The organism is Bradyrhizobium sp. CCBAU 45384 (assembly GCF_028128665.1).
GTDB classification, from domain to species: Bacteria; Pseudomonadota; Alphaproteobacteria; order Rhizobiales; family Xanthobacteraceae; genus Bradyrhizobium; species Bradyrhizobium manausense.
This window is the reverse complement of sequence record NZ_LBIZ01000113.1, coordinates 241,550-261,297: the sequence shown is the minus strand read 5'-3', so window position 1 is coordinate 261,297 and position 19,748 is coordinate 241,550. Positions and strand designations below refer to the sequence as shown.

The following is a 19,748-nucleotide window of genomic DNA, read 5'->3' as shown; positions in this document are numbered from 1 at the left end:
CTATTGGCAGAATTCGCTATGGTCGATCACGTCGGGATTCTCCTCTCTTCTCCTGATGCCGTCTGCAGCCTTGGACAGCCTGTCTGCGACTCGTCAAAGTTGAACGGCAGTCCTTCCGGTGCGCCTGACAATCTAGATGACAAGTGCGCGCCGCAATCAGTCCCTCTTGTCAACCGGCGCCAGCGAAAGCTTGCGCGCGAGAAACGCTTCCGCATAGCGCTCTTGCGCCCGGCATTCCATCCCTCTCAGCCGCGCCAGCCCAAGAAAGGTTTCGGCATCGAACCATTGCTTGGAGCGCTGGCTGCCAAAGTGCGACATCAGCAATTCAACCTTCCGCCGAATTGCGGCCGCCGAAACAGGCATGTAGAGATTTGGTTGCGGCATATCGCCATCCCATTTTGGTATTTCGTACTCGAGAATGAGATGATTTCGAAACGTATTCCAGGCGAGGCGGGCCACCTGGCGATGGTCCTGATGCGCGTCATCTCTTCGGTGGGTGAGGATCACGTCGGGATCGACGCGGCGTTTCAGTGCCTCGAACCACAACTTGATCTGCTCGCCTTGCTCTGGAAAGAAACCGTCGCGAAAATTAAGGACTTCGATTTCACCGCTCGCGGCCGAAGCCAGAAAGTCGACGGCGGAAGCCCTTGCCTCCCGTTCCCGCTCGTCTCCACCACTGAGCACGCACCAATTCACATCAAGCCGAACACCTTGCTCCAGCCAGCTCAGCAGCGTAGCTCCAGCTCCGATCTCGATGTCATCTGAGTGCGCCCCTAGGCACAGCACCGACAGCCGATCTCCCGGTCCGACGATTCGAAGCGACTTCACGAGCCCACCGCGGCTGCGAACTGCCTACTCATTTGCCATGGCATATCACCGCGCTCGATCATCTCCTCGAGCACCTGCCTGTCCCTGAGGGTATCCATCGCTCTCCAAAACCCTTCATATCTGTACGCCATAAGCTTTCGGCGTTCGATGAGACGTTTGAAAGGTTGAACCACCAGTTCGTCGCCTTCCTGGATATAGTCGAATATCTCTTTGCGGAAGATGAAGTAACCGCCGTTGATCCAAATCTCCGATTCCTGGCTCGCGCGCATTTGACACACGACGCCATCCTGATCGAAATCCGCAAGATGAAACGTGATCGGCGGATGGATGGCCACGAAACAGCCGACGTTGTCGCTCCTCTTGAAACGATCGATCATTTCAGGTAGCGGAGCGTCGGTCAGCCCGTCGCTATAATTGGCAAGAAATATGTCCTCGTCCTGCACAAGATGGCGAACCGCAAGTAGGCGCTGACCAATGTTGCGCCATATTCCCGTGTCGACAAGCGAGACACGCCAATCCGCCGGACGGTCCCCGAGCAATTCCACCTTCTTGCCGAAATGCGAGACGACGCAGTCGCTGTTTGTCGCCTGCTTATAGTTCAGAAAATAGTCCTTCACCACATTGGCTTTATAGCCGAGGCACAGAACGAAATCTCGGTGACCATATTGACTGTAGTACTGCATCACGTGCCATAGGATCGGCTGATGGCCTATGGGTATCATCGGTTTCGGGATACTTTCCGAGTACTCACGGATGCGAGTACCAAGTCCCCCACAGAACAGAACAACTTTCATGGCGCAATGTCCCGCGGATCGATCACCTCTACGTTCGGAATGGGAACTATCATCTTGCAGCCCCAAGAGCCGACGTGACGCATCTGTTGAGCAATCTCGCTCTTTAAGTTCCAAGGCAGGATCAAGAGATAATCCGGCCGCACCTCATCGATAGCGGCCACCGGATAGATCGGAATGTGCATTCCGGGCGTATATCGCCCATGCTTGTAGGGATTTCGATCGACAGTAAAATCGAGAAAGTCGGTGCCGATCCCGCAATAGTTCAGCAGCGTGTTTCCCTTGCCCGGGGCGCCATAGCCGCAAATCGTTGCGCCCTGTTCCTTGCATTCAATCAAGAAGGAAAGAAGCTGACGCTTCGTGCGGTGTACCTTCGCAGCGAAGCTCGTGTAGGTGCCGATCTCTTCAAGTCCAATTTCCCGCTCGTGCTCCAATAGGGCATTGACCCGCGGAGACGTCGCGTGATCGGCGCTCTGCTGGCAAAGATACACGCGCAACGATCCGCCATGAGTCACGAGTTTTTCGACATCGAATACTTTGAGCCCATGCCTGCGCACCAGACGATCAATGGTGACGAGCGAGAAATACGAGAAATGCTCGTGATAAATGGTGTCGAACTGGTTTTCCTCGATCAAGCGCTCGAGATGCGGAAACTCCAGCGTGATCACCCCATTCGTCGCCAGGAGGCAGGCCATTCCGGCAACGAAGTCGTTAAGTTCAGGCACCTGGGCCAACACATTGTTGCCGATGATGAGATCGGCAGGCTGACCTTCCTTGACCAATTGCCGGGCGAGGGCCAGCCCGAAAAACTCGACTAACGTGGGAATGTTCTTTCGTCGGGCAGCCTCGGCCACGTTGGCAGCTGGCTCGATTCCGAGCACAGGCACCCCAAAAGGCAGGAAGTGCTGGAGCAGATATCCGTCGTTGCTCGCGACCTCGACCACTCTGCTTTGCGGTCCGAGACCAAATCGATCAACTACACTTCCGCAATACTGGCGTGCATGTTCGATCCACGAACTCGAATAAGAAGAAAAATAGGCATACTCGGTAAAGATTTCGGCCGGTTTGACGTATTCCTGCAGCTGCACGAGAAAGCAACGGTCGCAAACCAGCACGCGTAGCGGAAAGTACGCTTCCATTTGGTCGACCTGGTCGCCTCGCAAGAAGCTCTCACACAGTGGCGACATACCCAAGTCCACAAAGTTCTTTTCAAGCCGAGCGCCACATAGGCGGCAATACCCGCGCCGAGAGACATCAACCTCTGCGACCGAGATTTCGCTGGTCTTCGCGTCCATGTATTGACGTGCCCCTACTGGGAAATATGTGCCGGCCTGCAGCAAGGGCGCGCCGACACCCGCAACAATAACCCAACTTTAAATATCTTTAAATATGATTTTTGCAGAACGCAATAAATAGATTAATATGGTAACCTAATGGAACATAAATCGATCAATTTCTCCTTTAATAACAACGAACCGACTCTTAATTCAATCGAACCGACGGCTGTGACAGGCCCGAAACCGGCGGCAGGCCAAGACATGGAATTTCGACCCGCAAAGCTTCACGGCGTCTTCCTCATTCAACTCGAGCCGGCACGCGACAGCCGCGGCTATTTTTCCAGAACCTTCTGTGCGAAGGAGTTCGCTGCCCACGGGCTGGAGGCCAACTACCCCCAGCACAGCGTTTCGTTTTCGGCTCGCAGGGGAACCTTGCGAGGTATGCACTATCAGAGGGCTCCAGGCAGCGAAGCAAAGCTTGTCCGTTGCCTCCGAGGCGCCATTCTCGACGTGATCATCGACATCAGGCCGAACTCGCCAACCTATCGACATTGGCAGGAGTTTGAGCTCTCCAGAGCAGGCCATAGCCAGCTGTACATTCCGAAAGGCTTCGCACACGGATTCCAGACGCTTTGCGATGATGTGGAGGTGAGCTACCTCATCTCCACACCATATCAGCCGGATCTGGCCGAAGGTATTCGATATGATGATTCCGCGTTCGGAATTAGGTGGCCGTTACCCGTGACGGAGATCTCGGAAAAGGATCTGAGATGGCCTGATTTTTCTCAATAGCACCGGGGCTGGCTCACTTCTATTCGCGGGCGCACTTGCGGCCTTTCCGCCAGAGGAGTTGATGGTCTGTTTTGGAATTGTCGTAGGTCGCTTGCCGGGTATTTCATGATAGCGATTTGGCAACGTGAGACGGCCAATGGCCCTTTCGTCGAACTGAAGAAAGGTGCAACTGACGTTCCGCTTTTCCTCTTCTCGGGTGGGGACGGCAATCCCAACGCTCTCGCCCCGCTGGCGTCACGCATGCATAGCTCCAGAGCCTTGATCGCCGTCGATTTCTGCCGACCGGACGATCACGGTCGGCTACCTTCCACAGTCGAGATCATGGCAGACCGAAGCCATTCCATGATCTGCGCGCTTCAATCTCGCGGCCCCTATTATCTTGTTGGCTATTCGTTTGGAGGCCTGGTCGCCATGGAGGTCGCGCGATTGCTTCGCGCAAAGGGAGAGGAGGTCGCACTGTTAGGATTGATCGACACCCGGTTCGACCAACGTTTCTGGCCGACACCCATCCTGCTGCGATCACAAGCTCGGCTGATCCGACGACATCTGGCGGCTCTTCTGTCCTTGCCACTGAAACAAATGGCTCCGATGTTGCTCTATCGTTCTCGACGTCTCTTCCTTCGACTGATTCGACGTCGAATGCCTTCATCTCCCGTCCACTCGATGTCGATAATGACGCCGGAAAGTACTCTCGAGCAGCACTGCAAGACCCTGATGGCCAACTATAGGCCGAGATACTATGCGGGCAGGATCACATCGTTCGAGGCTGAAGAACACGACGAGTATGGCTGCGATCCCACGCAACTCTGGCGGACGATGGCGACAGAAATTGAGTGCCGGACCATACCCGGCACACATGTCGGTATCGTGAGTCACGGCGCATCGCTTACGCAACTCGCGAATGCCCTGGACTCGCGTCTCGATACCGCATGATAGCTTGTTCGCTGTTGTCGGGCGACAGAACGCAACCATCTAGCGACAGCGAATAGGCTCCCCACTCTTGCAGCGACTTCAATGCCGCGCCGCGGTTTCGTTCAATCTCCTTAGGAAGGCTGGCAAACTCCGTTTCTGCAAAAATGACGTTTCCAGAGTCCAAGTCAGTGGCTTGAGTATTCTTCACGGAAGCCTCGCCAGATTCGAAGATGTTCACGTCAGCGCAACGGTCGACTTAACCTGCCGGCAAGCTGTTGCATGCGCGGGCTCTGTGGCCCTCAATTTACAAGTCGAAACGCAACGCGGCCCGGAAGCGACTCCCCATCCAACGTTGAAGTCGGAGGCGCTCAAGCGTGTTGAGGCGCGAATAGCTCCGCTTGAATGTCAGCATTTCCGTCAGCATCCGTGGTATCGAGGGCACCCTTATGTCGGAGATCGTAGTCGGGTCGGGGCCCTCCAACCCCATGGATGCGTAAATTCCAGCCCGGACAAAATTGAGGCCGGCAGAAGTCGCTTCCGCGAGCGAGCCCCAGAACCTCGGATTGGCCTCGATCATGAAGATTTCTCCAGATGCGCTGTGTAGCCTGGCATCGAGGTGAATCACGCCCGTATAGCAAAGCTTGCGAGCGATGATCTCTGTAAACATGACCAACTCTTCGTTCCGCACAAAGCAGAGCGCATCTCTTTTTCTGGTCTGTATGGCAAATTTTCTGATCCGCCCGCGATCAATCAAGGCACTGAGGTCCACATCAACACCCGGAATGAACGATTGGGCCAAGAGAGGCGAAAAATCGTACTTGCGGGGCGACAGAACGTGCTTGTGAAGATCCTCCCTCGAACGGATGACTTGAAAGCCCAAACTGTTGCTCTTGTTCGTGGGCTTCACGACAAAGGGCAGCCCGAGCATCGCGCGAAATGAACCGAAGTCGATCTCAGCTTTGTCTCTCAGGTAAACGGATTTCGGGACGCGAACACCGAGCGTCGAGCAAAGCCGATGGAATTGCCGCTTGTCGTTCAACATCTCGAAGGACGCGCTGTCCGGAATCGGGTACGTGCTCGCTCCCAGACAGTGGGAAATTGAGTACACAATTCGGTTCGCTGAATCATCAACAGGAATCACGAATACTTTCGCATTTGTGCTGCGAAGCCGCTCGATCGTCAGAACGAATTCCGTCTTGCTGCATTCATCGAGCACCAGGTCATTGGGAACGTACTCTTGGCAGTTTTTCGAGCGCCGGAGGAACGCGATGCTCTTGGGGCCTACAAGCACGTACGGCAACTCGTCGGGCAGCGAGTCGATAACCGCGGAAGCAATGGAGGGCGTATCGCCTACAACGACAATGGAATATCCAAATCCAGGCGAACACCCGTCAGCTTGTCGCGAGTGTGGCTTTTCGTGAATCCCCATCGCTAGGCACCTGCGCTAAGTTGTCGCACTGGAACTTACGGAAATATCGCAGAGTTGACAACTACTTCCATCGTTGTGAGCCGCCGCATCGCAGCATTGGAGATCTTTACGCGCATGAAGGCCCATTACTCTCGAGTTTAAAATCCGTGGGACGAGTGCCTCAAACTTTGAACTCCCGAGGGCGAGCCCCGGCGGGGGGCAATGATGCATTCATGGCACACGGATTCAGGCTAGACGGGGAGAACTTTGCCCGGCGTCAAGAGGCCGTTTCGGTGTAGTAACTCCGCTGTTTTTCGTACCAGCGAAAACGGCAAATTGGCGCGTTCGGCAATATCAAGGAGAGAATTCCTTCCATCAGAAAGACTGAGGATCCAGAGCATCGCCATGTTGGCACCTGCGGAGTCTTTGTCACCTCCGATGGACCCATAAAGTCCGCGCCGCCCCAGCTGGGGTTCGCATTTTGGGTTTGTGTTGCGATAGACCATGTCGTTTTCAACGATATCGATAGTCTCAGCGATGATCCGATAGGACTCGGCCAGGTGATCTGGCGCGATAAAGTCAAGATTGTCCGCCGAGGTGTGATACTGTGGGATCTGGCCGAACTGACTGCGCTGAAACAGGCCGACGGGCAAATTGAAGCCTGGCGAGCAATATTGACGCTCGTCATAGCCATACGGCGAGAAATCAAGGATGGTCGGTTTCAGACCGCAATGCTTAAGAGCATGAGCAAGGATCCTGTCGATCTTGGCGTCGCCCCGCCTACTCTTCTTGTAAGTCGGACCGCCACCGTCACCGACCATAGAGACCACGAGCCCATGCGTGATGCGCTTCACGTGGTCCTCGTTGCGTGCAAGCCACGTAATTGCGCCGATGGTCCCTGGCGCGAACAGAAATCGATAACTGTATCGGGTCCGCACGCCCACCATGCGGTTTGCAAGATGAGTCAGCAGCGCTACTCCCGAACAATTGTCGTTTGCGAGTGATGGGTGGCAGATGTGGGCGGAGAGCAGGAACTCCTCGTCAGTTTTGCCCTTATGCAGATATTCGCCATAGCTCAACGAGCCTTTGGAAAGATCGGAGTCGATGACCACCTCGTACCGCTCGTCCTTGAGGCTCTCAAGCAGGCGATGGGGCATGCAAAATGCCCAATTCTCCGCATAGTAGGAGGTTCGGTAGGGAGTGAGATCCGGCTGGTCCGGCAGCGTGTAGACGTGCTGCTTGAGCTCCGCCAATGAAATCCATCGATGAATCGGAACGCTGTAGCTCATGACGTGGAGGTTTGACTCGGCAAAATCCACGATCTTGCGGCCTCGCTGGTCGCGGATATAGGCCGCACGGACGTTCCATTCCGGCGGGACAACCCAGTCGAACACCTCCGTTCCGGTCGGCACCTCCCGGATGTCAAGATCGATGTGAGAGCGAATAGCCCGTAAGGTTTTCCGCACCCCATCGCCGGTGATACTGCGGCAGATCGGATATATCTTGGCGGCAAAAGCAAATATCTCCGCGCCGAGACTGCCCCGGACCAGCCTTTCGCCAACCGTCAGCTCACCATTCATGATGCCGCTTGAAGCTGCAGTTTGATGTGGCGTAAGTCGCCATCAACAACTCGCTCGGCAAGAAGCTTCCGAATATGGCCGATCCGCTGATATCGGGGCCCTTCGAATTCCTCCAAGGTCAAGCCCGAGGAGCGATAGACCTTGTAGAGCTGTTGAGCCCCCATTTGGGCGTCCCAAACCGGTTGGAATCCCGGCAACTTGCGGCGGATTTTTTCGAAGCTCACGCGATAGGAGCGCGTATCCGGACCCGCATCCTCCGCAAACTCCACTCTGGAATTTGGCACCACATTGGCGACGATTTCAGCGAGATCTCGAATTCGATAGTTGTGGGCCGTCTGGCCGACATTGAATGCCTCGTTAAACACAGACTCGGCGGGCGCCTCCAGCGCGGCGATGAACGCCCTCGAAATGTCTTCAATGTGGACGATCGGACGCCAGGGCGTACCGTCCGATTTGAGATGAATCTTTCCCGTCGTGAACGCCCACGCAACGAGATTGTTCAGAACAATGTCGAAGCGTAGCCGGGGTGAGACGCCGTAAGCCGTTGCCGGGCGCAGATAGACCGGGCAGAACTTCGCGTCGGCCAACGCGGAGATGTCTCGTTCGGACGCAACTTTGGACTCCCCGTAGGCCGTCACCGGATTGAGATCCGCAGTCTCGTCAATCATATCCTCGCCGGCTTTCCCGTAGTTGCTGCAGGACGAGGCATACACGAAACGTTGCACGCCGCAGGATTTCGCTATTTTGGCGATCCGAACGCTTGCGCGATGGTTGATCTCGTCCGTCAGCTCAGGTCTCAGATTTCCGAGCGGATCGTTGGAGAGCGCAGCAAGATGCAGCACGGCATCAAAGCCAGCGAGGTCAGCCGCCTCGACGTCCCTGACGTCCTTGCGAATTGTCGGGACTTCGAGAATGGTGCCGCCCGCCGAGAAAGTGCACCGGGAATAGATATCGCTGTCCAATCCCGTCACATCATGACCGGCGCTGACCAGCATTGGCGTCAAGACAGTACCGATGTATCCAAGATGACCGGTTACAAGAACTCGCATTGCTTTCTCCACATCACTCTGCTCATGAACGAAACGTCGCCTGCCACACCCTCGCGCGAGGCGGAGGAGGACCGGCACGCGGATGGGATTGGCTTCCACGCGGGCTGATGAGCACCGCCAACCTCACGACGCCACCGCTTGTCGTTCCCGCACGGCCGAGAGGCCGCGTTCGGCGCGCCACCACTTCACAAACTCCGCGAGCCCCTGCTCGAGCGACACCGTGGCGCGGAACCCCAGCAGACGCTCCGCTTTCCCCATCGAAGCCAGCCGACGCGGGACAGGATTGATCGATCGCTCGGGTGCGAATTGCGGGAGCACGCCGCTATTGCCCATCGCGGTCGCCAGGGCTGAAGCAAGCTGCACGAGGTTCGTTTCTATGCCGCTCCCGATGTTGAACACCTCGTCGCTGACCTTTGCGCTCGCCGCAAGGATGTTCGCCCGAGCGACGTCACGGACATGCACCAGGTCAAGCGTGTGCTGGCCAGATTCAACTATCACGGGAGGCATTCCAACTTCGAGCTGCTCCATCCAGCCGATCAACATCTCGCTGTATCGATCGTGCACGTCCATCCGGCTGCCATACACGTTGAAATATCTGAAAGCGACGTAGTCGAGGCCATACATATCATTGTACGCACGCAGCAACCCCTCATTGCACGCCTTCGCGGCGCCATCCACGGTTCGATTGCCATACGGGTTTTGACGTTCGGTTGTCGGAAACTCCTCCGCCATGCCGTACACCGAAGCCGACGACGCTGCGATGATCTTCTCAATGTCGTGCTTCACGCAAAGTTCGAGCAACTCAAAGGTCCCATTCACCATGACGTCCATGGCGCGACGCGGTTCGGTCGCACAATGCGTGTCATGGAGTGCGGCGTGATGAAAGACGATGTCGGCCGCTTTGACCAGCGCTTCCAGCAACTTTGTGTCACATATGTCGCCATGGACCAGTCGCACCGGTCCTCGTGTGAGGGCCTTCCGAAGATTCTCCCGTCGTCCGGTCAACATATTGTCGAACGCGACAATTTCGATGCAACCCTCGTCACACAATAGATCGATGACATGCGAACCGATAAACCCGGCACCTCCGGTAACGAGAATGCGTTTGCCCTTCAGGTCGGTCAAGACCGGTCTCCTGTGCTAGGCCATCAGCCTGTGCCGCAACTGCTTCTTGTGGAATACGCCGTCACCGCGAGACACCCGAGCTTGGGGACTCGCGATCTTCTTTAGTTCGGCCGCGATGGAAGCGACACGATCGGGCAACAATTCCGGATAGATCGGAAGCGAGAGAAATTCGCGCCCAAGCCTCTCGGTGACCGGGAGATCGCCAATTCGATATCCAAGTTCGACATATCTCTCCTGCAGATGGACCGGGATAGCGCAATGAACCCCAACCCGCGATGGCGCGTGCTATCGCAGCCTCGATTTCCGGCCCGATCGAGCGAGCTTGTGCTTTCAGGTCCAGGAAGGGGATCAATTCCGTCACCGCGCCTCGATGCTCTAAGTGTCAGCTTATTTAATACATTATCTGATTTAAATAATGCAAATATTAATTCGCCAACCATAATAGTAAAGTCAGATTTACTGCACGGTCAGGAAGTTTTTCGTTCCTTGCAGCGGCCGAACCGCGCCGTCCAACGTGGCGTACCCCGCTGGCTTGAACTGTCCCAGGCCATGCTGGCCCATCGCAGGATTGTCCGTCGCGTCGCCGACCTCGCCTCCTGAACTATCCGCGGTAGATATGCAGGACCTCATTCAAATACTTCCCATATCCGCTTTTCTCCAATGATCTCGCCAGCGCAGCGACCTGATCACGATCGATGAAACCCTGTCTCAGGGCGACCTCCTCGAGACAGGCAACCTTCATCCCTTGCCTTTTCTCGATGGTCTGCACGAACATCGTCGCATCAAGCAGCGATTCCACTGTGCCGGTGTCCAGCCAGGCGAACCCACGGCCCATTCGCTCAACGTGGAGTGCCTTGGCCGAAAGATATCGCATCTGCAGATCGGTAATCTCCAGCTCGCCGCGCGCCGATGGTTCGACGCGGCGCGCATATCGCACCACGTGATTGTCGAAGAAATAGAGACCCGTGATCGCCCAGTTCGAATTCGGCTGCTTCGGCTTCTCCTCGATCTGGACGGGGCGGTCGGCGTCGTCAAAGGTAACGACGCCATACCTCTCCGGATCACGCACATGGTAGGCGAAGACGGTGGCGCCTTCCTCGCGTCCTGCCGCTCTGGCAAGCAGTTCTCTCAGTCCGTCGCCATAGAAGATGTTGTCCCCAAGCACCATCGCCACGCGATCGTTCCCGATGAAATCGGCGCCAACGATGAACGCGTCCGCAAGACCGGCAGGACGGGGCTGTTCCGCGTAGCTAAGGCGTAGGCCCCATTGGCGGCCGTCTCCTAGCAACTGCTCGAACTGATACCGATCCCCAGGCGTGGTGATGACGAGGATCTCGCGGATGCCCGCCAGCATCAGCGTCGACAACGAATAATAGATCATCGGTTTGTCATAAACGGGAAGCAACTGCTTGCTGACCACGTGCGTGATCGGATAAAGTCGTGTTCCGCTGCCGCCAGCCAGCACGATTCCCTTCAGCATCGGTATCTCCTTCTCCGACGAGGTGGTCGAGACAGGTTTCGAGAGACAGGCGCCAGGCCGGCAAGCGAATTCCCAGCACGCGCTCCGCCTTGGATGAGTCCAATCGGGAGTTCGGCGGCCTGCGTGCAGCACATGGGTATTGATCGCTCGTAATCGCTTCGAGCCTCGGGGTCTGCCCCCCGCGACGGGACAGCCCCTCGAAGATTGCCTCCGCAAAGCCGTGCCACGTCGTCGTTCCTTGGCCGGTGAGATGGAAGATGCCGGCCGCAGTGCGGCGGTCGTCGGTGAGCGACCGCTCCGCAATCTGCAGGAGCGCCGTCGCCAGATCCGCTGCCGACGTCGGGCTTCCCTGTTGGTCGCAAACAACCCTTACCAGCGGGCGCGTTTCGGCGAGCCGCAACATCGTCTTGACGAAATTGCTGCCAAACGGGCTGTAGATCCAGGAGGATCTGACGATGGTTGCAAGCGGATGCGCCGCCAAGACCGCCGCCTCGCCCGCCAGCTTCGAGGCGCCGTAAGCGTTTAACGGTGCGGGGACATCCGCTTCGTCGTAAGCGTCCTGCTTCCTGCCGTCAAAGACGTAGTCCGTCGACACCTGCACAAACGGGATGTTTCTTTGCCATGCGATATTCGCCAACGCCGCCGCGCCATCGCGGTTGATTCTGAAGGCCTTCCCGACTTCGGATTCGGCCTGGTCCACCGCGGTGTAGGCCGCGACGTTGATGATCATGCATGGATCGATCGAGCTGACCATCCTGTCGACCCCTTCCCGGACCTCGAGGTCGAGTTCCTGACGTCCCAGCGTCACCATAGGCAGGTCGCGAACGACAGCGAGATCGCGAAGGCACCTGGCCAATTGGCCATTTCGACCGGCGATCAGAATCGATCGTTCCATCATGTGCGACCTCAGTGTTGGGTGACTGGAAGTCCGAGACGCGAACCGTCATAGACGCTGTTGCGAGCCGCCTGCCACCAGGCGCTGCTAGCGAGATACCATTCCACCGTCTCGGCGAGACCTTGCTCGAAGCTCCGCGTCGGCTGCCATCCCAGCTCCCGGTGAGCTTTCGAGGCATCGATTGCGTAACGCCCGTCGTGTCCCGGACGATCCGGCACGAAAGTAATCAGCGACCGCCTCGCTGCCGCCCCCGGGCAAACTCGATCCAGCACATCACAAATCTGGGTGACAACCTCCAGGTTGGATCGTTCGCTGTCGCCGCCGAAATTGTACTTCTCTCCAGGCCGGCCGTCGGACAACAGCCTTATCAAACCTGCTGCGTGATCCGCGACGTAAAGCCAGTCACGCACGTTGCTGCCGTCGCCATAGAGAGGCAATGGCTTGAACTCAAACGCCTCCGGATCACAGATGTCGTGCTGCTCAAAGCGATAACAACTTCTGCGCTCGACGGATGTCAGCGACGCCAAATTGGCCGCATATGTGAGCTTGTCGACGTTGAGAACTGGTACCCCGGCTTCCAACACCAATTGTCGACAGACCGCAGAACCGATAAATCCCGCTCCGCCCGTCACCAATACGCGCATGACCCGCCCTCTATTCAAAGACCGAGGCAAGCTGGTCGAAGGCGGGAAGCTCTCGGTCCTTTGGTGAAAGCTGAGCCTCCGAGGTCGTCACCGGCCACTCGATCGCCAAATCAGGATCGGCCCAATAGAGCCCGCCATCATGGTCGGGAGAATAGACCTCATCGACCTTGTAACAGACCATGGTTTGCGGCTGCAGCGTGCAGAAGCCATGAGCGAAGCCTTTCGGAACGAGCAACTGCTCATCGCTCTCGCTGTCCAGCTTGACCCAGAGATGCTTGCCAAACGTAGATGATAAGGGACGAAGATCGACCACGACGTCAAGAATGGCGCCCCTCACCACCCGGACCAGTTTGGCCTGGGCGAACGGAGGCCGCTGGAAGTGCAAGCCTCGAACTGTCCCGACCCGCTCCGAGCAGGACTGGTTATCCTGCACAAAATCGTGGGGAAGCCCCTTTTCGGCAAAAGCAGAGCGCTGAAACGTCTCGCAAAAATATCCGCGGGCGTCAGTAAATTGATTGGTTCGGATGAGCTTAACATCCGGGATCGCCAAACTGCGCGCTTCCACCATCACAGCACTCTCTGGTACGCCCGCCTCGATCTCCCAAGGCGGGTCGGCCTAATCTGCTCAACGTCCATCAGATCGCTCCCGCCCGTTCTCGAGGCGCAAAATCATCGAATAAAATTGCACCGCAGCGCGGGCCTTTCGCCGTAAACTTGTTTAATTGAACGCTCAATATTAATGGCGCACATTAATTTAATTGGCAATCCAAAATTTCGCTGTTATGTTTTATTTTAAATCTGGCCGTTCGTCTGGCCTTGACCCGGGGCGCCCCTCCTCCCCTCGCGATCATATTCGATAGCCAAGAGAATTATCTGATGTTGCAAGCAAATCCGCTCCAGACCGACAGAACGCGCCTGCCATTCGCCATGCCAACGCAGCAGCCGGACGGTGCTGGCATCGGCGAGCTCATCAAATGGGCTCTCGTTTTATTACGCCGCCAATATCTCGTGATCCTTGTGGCCGCCGCCCTCGTAAGCGCAGCAAGCCTCATCTACCTCCGGCTGGTCCCTCCAACCTATACGGCCCAGGTTCAGATTCTGTTCGAACCTCCAAGGGCACAATTTCTCCAAAAGCAGTCCCTTCTGTCTGACCCCCTCCTCGATGCGGCTCAAATCGAGACCCAGTTGCAGATCATCAAGTCACGCGCGATCGCCGTGGCTGTAATCAACCAACTGAAGCTGGCGGATAATCCGGATTTTAAAGCATCCCGACCGCTGTTGTCTTCGTTGCTGCACCGGTTTCCGATCTGGGCATCCCATCCGTCCGAAAGTGCCCAATCTGCTACGCCAGATCAGCCATCAGAGGTCATCATTGCCAACTTTCTGGCTCGTCTCTCCGTAGCCGGGGTTGGCTATAGCCACGTCATCGAGGTTACCTTCAGTTCAAGCAATGCCGCGCTGGCGGCGGAGATCGCGAATGCAATTGCCAAGGCCTATATCGACGATCAGCTCAGCGCGAAATTTGACGCCACGCGGACTGCAACGAGCTGGCTGCAGGAACGTTTGCAAAAGCTTGGCGACGAGGCGCTGGCCGCCGAACGCGCTGTCAACGCCTACAAATCCCAGAACAACATCGTTTCTTCGGACGGAAAGCCGATTGGCGAGCAGCAGATCACAGACCTCAACGCCCGATTGGCCGCCGCCCGCGCGCAGCGCTCCGAGGCCGCGGCCAAACTATCCCGCTATGAGGCCCTCCTGAGCTCCGATCCGGCAAACCCATCTTCGCTTGGCAGTCTGGACGCTATTGGCTCCGACGCGATGACGAGTTCCATTCTCACTTCTCTGCGCCAGCAGTATCTCGAACTTTCCAGACGAGAAGCCGAGCTGTCAGCCCGCGTCGGACGCGATCACCTGGCTGTCGTTAACATCCGGAATAGGATGCGTGAGTTTCGCACTTCAATCTTCGAAGAAGTCAGACGACTCGCCGAAATCAGCCGGAGCGAGTTCGAGCTCGCAAAACAGCGGCAGCAGGAAATTGAAAAGCAGCTGTCGGTGGCTATTGCGCAATCGCGTCTGACGAACTCGGCGGAACTGACGATAAGAGATTTGGAGAGCCGGGCGAAGAGCCTGCGCGCGCTCCACGAAACGTTTCTTCAGCAGTACATGGGTGCGACACAACAAGAGACCTTCCCCATCTCCGAGGCGCGAGTCATCTTTCCGGCCTCCGCAGCCCAAACTAAAAGCAAGCCGAAACTCCAGGTGGTCCTTGCGCTCGGTCTTTTGGGCGGGCTCGCGCTGGGCGTGCTCCTAGGTTTCATCAGGGACGCAATGGACCGCGTATTTCGCACCTCCTCTCAACTCGAAGCGGCACTGGACCTGCCGTGCCTGTCTCTCGTTCCAGCCCTGACTCTTCCAAAACAGAAGAGACCTCTGCCTCGACCTCAACCGACTCAAGACGAATCGACTCAACGACTACTTTCTACCGTTCCAGACATTCATCGCGCCGTGGTCGGCATGCCTCTCTCGCGATACACCGAAGCGATCCGTTCGATCAAGTTGGCAATCGATCATAGCCCGGCAAAGACCCGCAGCCAGGTGATCGGCATCACGTCAGCTCTTCCAAATGAGGGTAAGACCACGATTGCTGCCTCTCTCGCCCAACTCATCAGTCACAGCGGGAAGAAAGCGATCATTGTCGATTGCGATCTCCGAAATCCCTCGCTAACGGCCGCCATGGCCCCCCATGCGACGGACGGCATTATTGAAGTCGCCAACGGTGGTCGCTCGCTTGAGGAGGCGATCTGGCGTGATCCGAGGACCAGCCTCTCGTTTCTTCCGGCCGTGCGGCGCGGTCCGCTGCTTCACACGAGCGAACTTCTGTCCGACGGTTCGATATGCAAGCTCTTCGAGAGCCTCCGACAAACCTACGACTACATTATCGTAGATCTTCCGCCGCTGAGCCCTCTTGTCGACGTGCGCGTCACGGGTCCTTTGATCGACTGCTACGTCCTCGTTGTCGAATGGGGACGCACGAAGATCGATGTCGTCCAGCATGCTCTGCACACCGCCCCGACGATTTCCGACTCACTGATCGGCGCAATACTGAACAAGACTGATATGAAGGCGATGGCTCGATACGATTCTCATCGCAGCGACTACTATGATGACAGCCACTATATCCGATATGGCCTCTCAGGCTCCTAAAGTGGCCCTTGTGATGCGCCTCGTCTGGATTTGTGGAGCAGATCCGAGCCCCCTGCCGATCTGAGTAACTGCCGACCAGCAGATAGAGAGGCGAAGTCGATGGTTGTCAGAGCGCTGATGTTGGGACCCATTTTGGCTGTCGTTTGGGCATTCGCGATGCCTGAGATTCCGCAATTTCGCGCAGGATTTGTCACTGTTCTTGCAATGGCGTTGGCGGCAGTGGCAATTTTTGCTTCGGCTTCTACCCTCGCCCGCGTTGTGCGACTGCTGCACCCCATTCTGATCCTTGCTCTCGCTGCGCCGGCAGTCTGCATGGCTCTCCAGCTCGTTCCGATCCCTATCCACGGACTCGGCAATCCGATATGGGAAACCGCTTCGACTGCCTTGAATGAGCCCCTGGCCGAACGGCTCACGGTTGACATTCGCGCGAGCCTGCAGGCGATTATGCAGTACAACGCGGTTGTAGCCCTCGCGCTCGTCACAGCCGTCGTCGCCTTGGACCGACAGCGCGCCGCGCAACTCCTCTACATGCTCGCTGCGGTTGCGACAATCGTCAGCGCGTGCTCGATATGGCGGCATGTCAACGGCTTGGAAGGTTCTTCTGGTGGCGCCCCCCCGCTCGCTATCACCAATGCTGCGGTCCCAGCTGCGCTGGGCCTCCTGCTGTCCGCCGTGATGATACTCCACGCGTACGAGCAAATCCGGCGTGCTAGGAAACGTTCCATTTCCGCGCTCGGTCCGACGACGACATTATTGCTTGGCCTCCTCGCGATGGTCATCTGTCTGACGGCGATTCTCGTTCAGAGCGAAACAAGCATTGCCGTTTCTTCATTACTTGGAACCGGAACCGTCTTCGCCGTCTTCGCTACACGCAAATGGTTCTATGGGATTTGGGGCACAGCAGGCGTGCTTGCCGCGGCTGCAATTCTGTTTCTGGCGAGCTTCACTCTCGTGCCGATAAGGCAGAATGCTGATCTGACAGTCGCTCTTTCCAGGAGCAGCCACATTGCGGCTGAACGGATGCTGCAGGACGTCGGCCTGGCAGGATCCGGGGCAGGGGCTTATGCAGTATTGTTACCGGTTTATCGAGACATCGGCACGACGGCATCGCCAGAGCGCCCCACGACTGCTGCTGTCATCGCGGTCGAGATGGGCCGGACTTTTCTTTGCGGCCTCTTGATCGTTACTGTGCTTGGCGCGTGCATTCTATTCAGGCGCTCTTTGCTGCGCAGTCAAGACTACGCCTACGCGGCCATCGGTTCGGGCGCTGCGGTTTCATTGGCTATGCTCGCCCTGATCGATGGTGGAATTCTCGATCTCGGCGAATCGCTATTGGCCGCAGTACTGTTCGGGGTGGCTTTTGCTCAAAGCCAATCCTCCAGCGAGATCCCGTACGCACGATCGGGCCAGCCCGCAAATGGCGCCAACGATCAAGCAGCAATGAGCCAGCCAGCACGCTTGAGCACGTCCGGCAGTGCACCGGTCCGTCTTGCTTTAGGCTCCATTGCGGTCGTGCTGATGGCGCAATCAGCCTGGCTGCTCAGCGAACGCTCGCATCTGGGCGGCTCGCTGGTCGGACAGCTTGCCGCCGGCGATCCGTCGATCCAAACGGTGTCAAGGCTGCCGTCGAACTCACTGGAGCCTGACGGCGACCTGGGTGCTGGAGATGCGCTCGCAGCCACGTTGCGTGTCTCGCCGTTGCGAGGCGACCTTTGGCTCATGCTTGCCGCGACCTCGAGGGAGCACGGGTCGAACAGATACGATCTTACAGCTCTGCTGAAGCTGTCATACTACACCGCGCCAAACGATCTGGCGCTCGTTCCACTGCGCTTGGCCGTCGGTCTTGGCACCAACTCGGCTGTAAATGAGCCCGAACTGCGTGACTTGATAAGGCGGGATGTCAAGATCGCCGTTGAAAATCAGCCTGCTCTCAGATCGGGCTTTGGTATTGCCTATCGGTCGGCGACCGCCGATGGGAGGGCGTTTGCGGACAGCCTGATTTCGGAGCTCGATCCGGGCTATCTTGAAAGCATGCACGCCGCCGTTCGATTTCCGTCGTCCGGAGCGGAATTGCCGTCGAGCGGAGTCAGGTAGGAGCGCGCGGCTCCCAGGCCATTCATTTCGTGAGCAGACGCTCGACGACCGGCCAGGCCGCCCGGGCAAACCCAGGCGGAATTTAAAATTAAAATGATTTTCTACTTGATATATGCGGTGAATTAATAATAAATTAATTAAACATTTTTTCGGGCACCGCACGATGAATTTCGTGAGCCGTCATTTCGCCGATCTGAACGACACGGCTTCTGTCGGTCCCGACCCGGCCGCCTCCCAGAAATGGCCCCTCCGTTACGACTCCATCGAGTACGTGGCGGTCTGTGCGGATGTTGCGACCCTTGTCTTTGCGAGCGCCATTTCCACTTTGGCGTCCGAACTTCACAATGGCAGAGCCGAAGGTGATTGGGCCAGCGCATTTGGCTTGGCGCTGGGCAGCGCTATTGGCCTCGTTTGGCTGCTAAAGGCCCATGGCCTCTACCAACCCTTTGAGCTCCTCGTCCTGCGAAATCAGATTCGCGGCGTCTGCATAGCGTGGACATCATCGTTACTTTTGATCTGGGCCTTACACGGTTTTGCAGTTCGTCCAGGGCCGTCTCAAGAAGTGGGTCTGCTCTTTGCCGTGTTCGGGTTAGGGCTCCTGATCGCCGAGCGATGGGGAGTGAGGGCCCTCCTCGTCAGATGCTTGAGTGGCAGAAAGTTTGCCGGGACAAATATTGTCCTCATCACTGATCAGCCCTTATCGGAATATGCCGGACTGTCGCAGAGCCTCGCAATCCTCGGCTTTAGCGTTACAGGCCGATTCAGCCTGCCGTCGACCGGCTCTGGGCTTGCTTGGCGAAAGCGACTTAGTGCGCGAGTGATCGAGCACATTCGCAACTCGAATATCGATCAAGTTGTGGTGGAGGCAAACCCTGACCGATGGCCTGACTTGCGTGCGTTTGTCGCGGATTTGGGGGTTTTGCCGTTCCCGATCATTCTGGTGCCAGTGGGTGCGGCTTCGGACCTGCTCCGTCATCCTACGCGGCGGATAGGAGGTGTGGTCTGCATAGAGCTGCAGCACGGCCCCTTGTCGGCGATCGCAAACGCGAAAAAACGCACAATAGACCTCATCGGAGCGGGGCTAGCCTTGATCGTGCTGGCTCCATTTATTGGACTGCTCGCAATCGCAATTAAATTGGATTCTCGCGGCCCCGTCCTCTTTAAGCAGCAGCGCTGCGGCTTCAACGGTCGCAATTTTACGATTCGCAAGTTTCGCACCATGCATGTAATGGAGGACGGACCTATTGTGGTCCAAGCCCGGCCCGCAGACCACCGTGTCACTCGGGTTGGGAAATGGCTGCGCCGCACCAGCCTCGACGAACTACCGCAGTTGCTCAACGTGCTCGACGGAAGCATGTCGCTCGTGGGCCCCCGGCCTCATGCCTTAGCTCACGACGGGCAATTCAACAGCCTCTTGCGGAACTACGCCTTCCGTCGCCGCGTCAAGCCAGGTTTGACAGGCTGGGCACAAATCCATGGATGCCGTGGTCCCACACCTGATCCGGCTGCAATCGAACGACGCGTTGAATATGACCTTTGGTATATCAACAACTGGAGCCTACACCTTGATCTTGCGATCTTGCTACGGACCCCGTTTGAGGTACTGAGAGGGCGCAATGCGGTCTAACAATCAATACTGCCCTCTCCGGCGCTTGGAGCGGGCCTGAAG

At 57.1% G+C, this 19,748-nt stretch carries 17 protein-coding genes; 5 read left to right on the top strand and 12 right to left on the bottom strand.

The features are described 5' to 3' along the window. Positions 1 to 156: 156 nt before the first annotated feature. Genes XH80_RS25940 through XH80_RS25930 form a run of 3 tightly spaced genes read right to left on the bottom strand, consistent with a single transcriptional unit; the run spans position 157 to position 2,914 of the window. A complete protein-coding gene (locus tag XH80_RS25940; protein WP_271601000.1) occupies positions 157 to 828 on the bottom strand; it encodes a PIG-L deacetylase family protein in 672 nt (223 codons plus the stop codon). After that, positions 825 to 1,622, bottom strand: a complete 798-nt coding sequence (locus tag XH80_RS25935) for a sugar phosphate nucleotidyltransferase (protein WP_271600999.1) — start codon at positions 1,620 to 1,622, stop codon at positions 825 to 827. The genes XH80_RS25940 and XH80_RS25935 overlap by 4 nt, the downstream gene beginning before the upstream one ends. Continuing rightward, complete coding sequence (locus tag XH80_RS25930; protein WP_271600998.1) at positions 1,619 to 2,914, bottom strand: class I SAM-dependent methyltransferase; 1,296 nt, start codon at positions 2,912 to 2,914, stop codon at positions 1,619 to 1,621. Before XH80_RS25930 ends, XH80_RS25935 begins: the two co-directional genes overlap by 4 nt. A gap of 243 nt (positions 2,915 to 3,157) precedes the next feature. Here XH80_RS25930 and rfbC (XH80_RS25925) point away from each other — a divergent pair, with 243 nt between their 5' ends. Together rfbC (XH80_RS25925) and XH80_RS25920 are read left to right on the top strand one after the other, a co-directional pair. After that, on the top strand, positions 3,158 to 3,688 hold the full coding sequence (rfbC, locus tag XH80_RS25925) for a dTDP-4-dehydrorhamnose 3,5-epimerase (RefSeq protein WP_271601056.1): 531 nt from the start codon (positions 3,158 to 3,160) through the stop codon (positions 3,686 to 3,688). Between the two features lie 105 nt (positions 3,689 to 3,793). Further along, positions 3,794 to 4,621, top strand: a complete 828-nt coding sequence (locus tag XH80_RS25920) for a thioesterase domain-containing protein (protein WP_271600997.1) — start codon at positions 3,794 to 3,796, stop codon at positions 4,619 to 4,621. Between the two features lie 283 nt (positions 4,622 to 4,904). Here XH80_RS25920 and XH80_RS25915 read toward each other — a convergent pair whose 3' ends face one another. From XH80_RS25915 to rfbC (XH80_RS25875), 9 genes are all read right to left on the bottom strand, one after another. After that, the gene (locus XH80_RS25915) at positions 4,905 to 6,029 is read right to left on the bottom strand and encodes an ATP-grasp domain-containing protein (RefSeq protein ID WP_271600996.1); all 1,125 of its coding nucleotides are present in this window, start codon (positions 6,027 to 6,029) and stop codon (positions 4,905 to 4,907) included. 230 nt (positions 6,030 to 6,259) lie between these two features. Then, on the bottom strand, positions 6,260 to 7,588 hold the full coding sequence (locus XH80_RS25910) for a DUF4910 domain-containing protein (RefSeq protein ID WP_271600995.1): 1,329 nt from the start codon (positions 7,586 to 7,588) through the stop codon (positions 6,260 to 6,262). Further along, a complete protein-coding gene (locus XH80_RS25905) occupies positions 7,585 to 8,637 on the bottom strand; it encodes an NAD-dependent epimerase/dehydratase family protein (RefSeq protein ID WP_271600994.1) in 1,053 nt (350 codons plus the stop codon). Before XH80_RS25905 ends, XH80_RS25910 begins: the two co-directional genes overlap by 4 nt. 123 nt (positions 8,638 to 8,760) lie before the next feature. After that, entirely contained in the window at positions 8,761 to 9,753 is a 993-nt protein-coding gene (locus tag XH80_RS25900) for an NAD-dependent epimerase/dehydratase family protein (RefSeq protein WP_271601055.1), read from the bottom strand. Positions 9,754 to 9,777: 24 nt separating this feature from the next. Further along, the gene (locus XH80_RS25895; RefSeq protein WP_442869179.1) at positions 9,778 to 9,969 is read right to left on the bottom strand and encodes a hypothetical protein; all 192 of its coding nucleotides are present in this window, start codon (positions 9,967 to 9,969) and stop codon (positions 9,778 to 9,780) included. 394 nt (positions 9,970 to 10,363) lie between these two features. Next, on the bottom strand, positions 10,364 to 11,242 hold the full coding sequence (gene rfbA / locus XH80_RS25890; protein ID WP_271600993.1) for a glucose-1-phosphate thymidylyltransferase RfbA: 879 nt from the start codon (positions 11,240 to 11,242) through the stop codon (positions 10,364 to 10,366). Then, the gene (gene rfbD / locus XH80_RS25885; RefSeq protein WP_271600992.1) at positions 11,151 to 12,140 is read right to left on the bottom strand and encodes a dTDP-4-dehydrorhamnose reductase; all 990 of its coding nucleotides are present in this window, start codon (positions 12,138 to 12,140) and stop codon (positions 11,151 to 11,153) included. The genes rfbA and rfbD overlap by 92 nt, the downstream gene beginning before the upstream one ends. 8 nt (positions 12,141 to 12,148) lie before the next feature. Continuing rightward, a complete protein-coding gene (locus XH80_RS25880) occupies positions 12,149 to 12,781 on the bottom strand; it encodes a dTDP-glucose 4,6-dehydratase (RefSeq protein WP_271600991.1) in 633 nt (210 codons plus the stop codon). A gap of 10 nt (positions 12,782 to 12,791) precedes the next feature. Beyond that, positions 12,792 to 13,349, bottom strand: a complete 558-nt coding sequence (rfbC, locus tag XH80_RS25875) for a dTDP-4-dehydrorhamnose 3,5-epimerase (protein ID WP_271600990.1) — start codon at positions 13,347 to 13,349, stop codon at positions 12,792 to 12,794. A 308-nt stretch (positions 13,350 to 13,657) separates the two neighbouring features. Between rfbC (XH80_RS25875) and XH80_RS25870 the strand changes: the two genes are divergently transcribed. The 3 genes from XH80_RS25870 to XH80_RS25860 all read left to right on the top strand — a co-directional run bounded on the left by XH80_RS25870 (position 13,658) and on the right by XH80_RS25860 (position 19,706). Then, a complete protein-coding gene (locus XH80_RS25870; RefSeq protein ID WP_271600989.1) occupies positions 13,658 to 15,985 on the top strand; it encodes an AAA family ATPase in 2,328 nt (775 codons plus the stop codon). 99 nt (positions 15,986 to 16,084) lie between these two features. Beyond that, positions 16,085 to 18,079, top strand: coding sequence for a hypothetical protein (locus XH80_RS25865; RefSeq protein ID WP_271600988.1), 1,995 nt, complete (start codon positions 16,085 to 16,087; stop codon positions 18,077 to 18,079). Positions 18,080 to 18,242: 163 nt separating this feature from the next. Then, positions 18,243 to 19,706: an exopolysaccharide biosynthesis polyprenyl glycosylphosphotransferase gene (locus XH80_RS25860; protein WP_271600987.1), complete on the top strand. Its 1,464-nt coding sequence runs from the start codon at positions 18,243 to 18,245 to the stop codon at positions 19,704 to 19,706. The last annotated feature ends 42 nt before the right edge of the window (positions 19,707 to 19,748 follow it).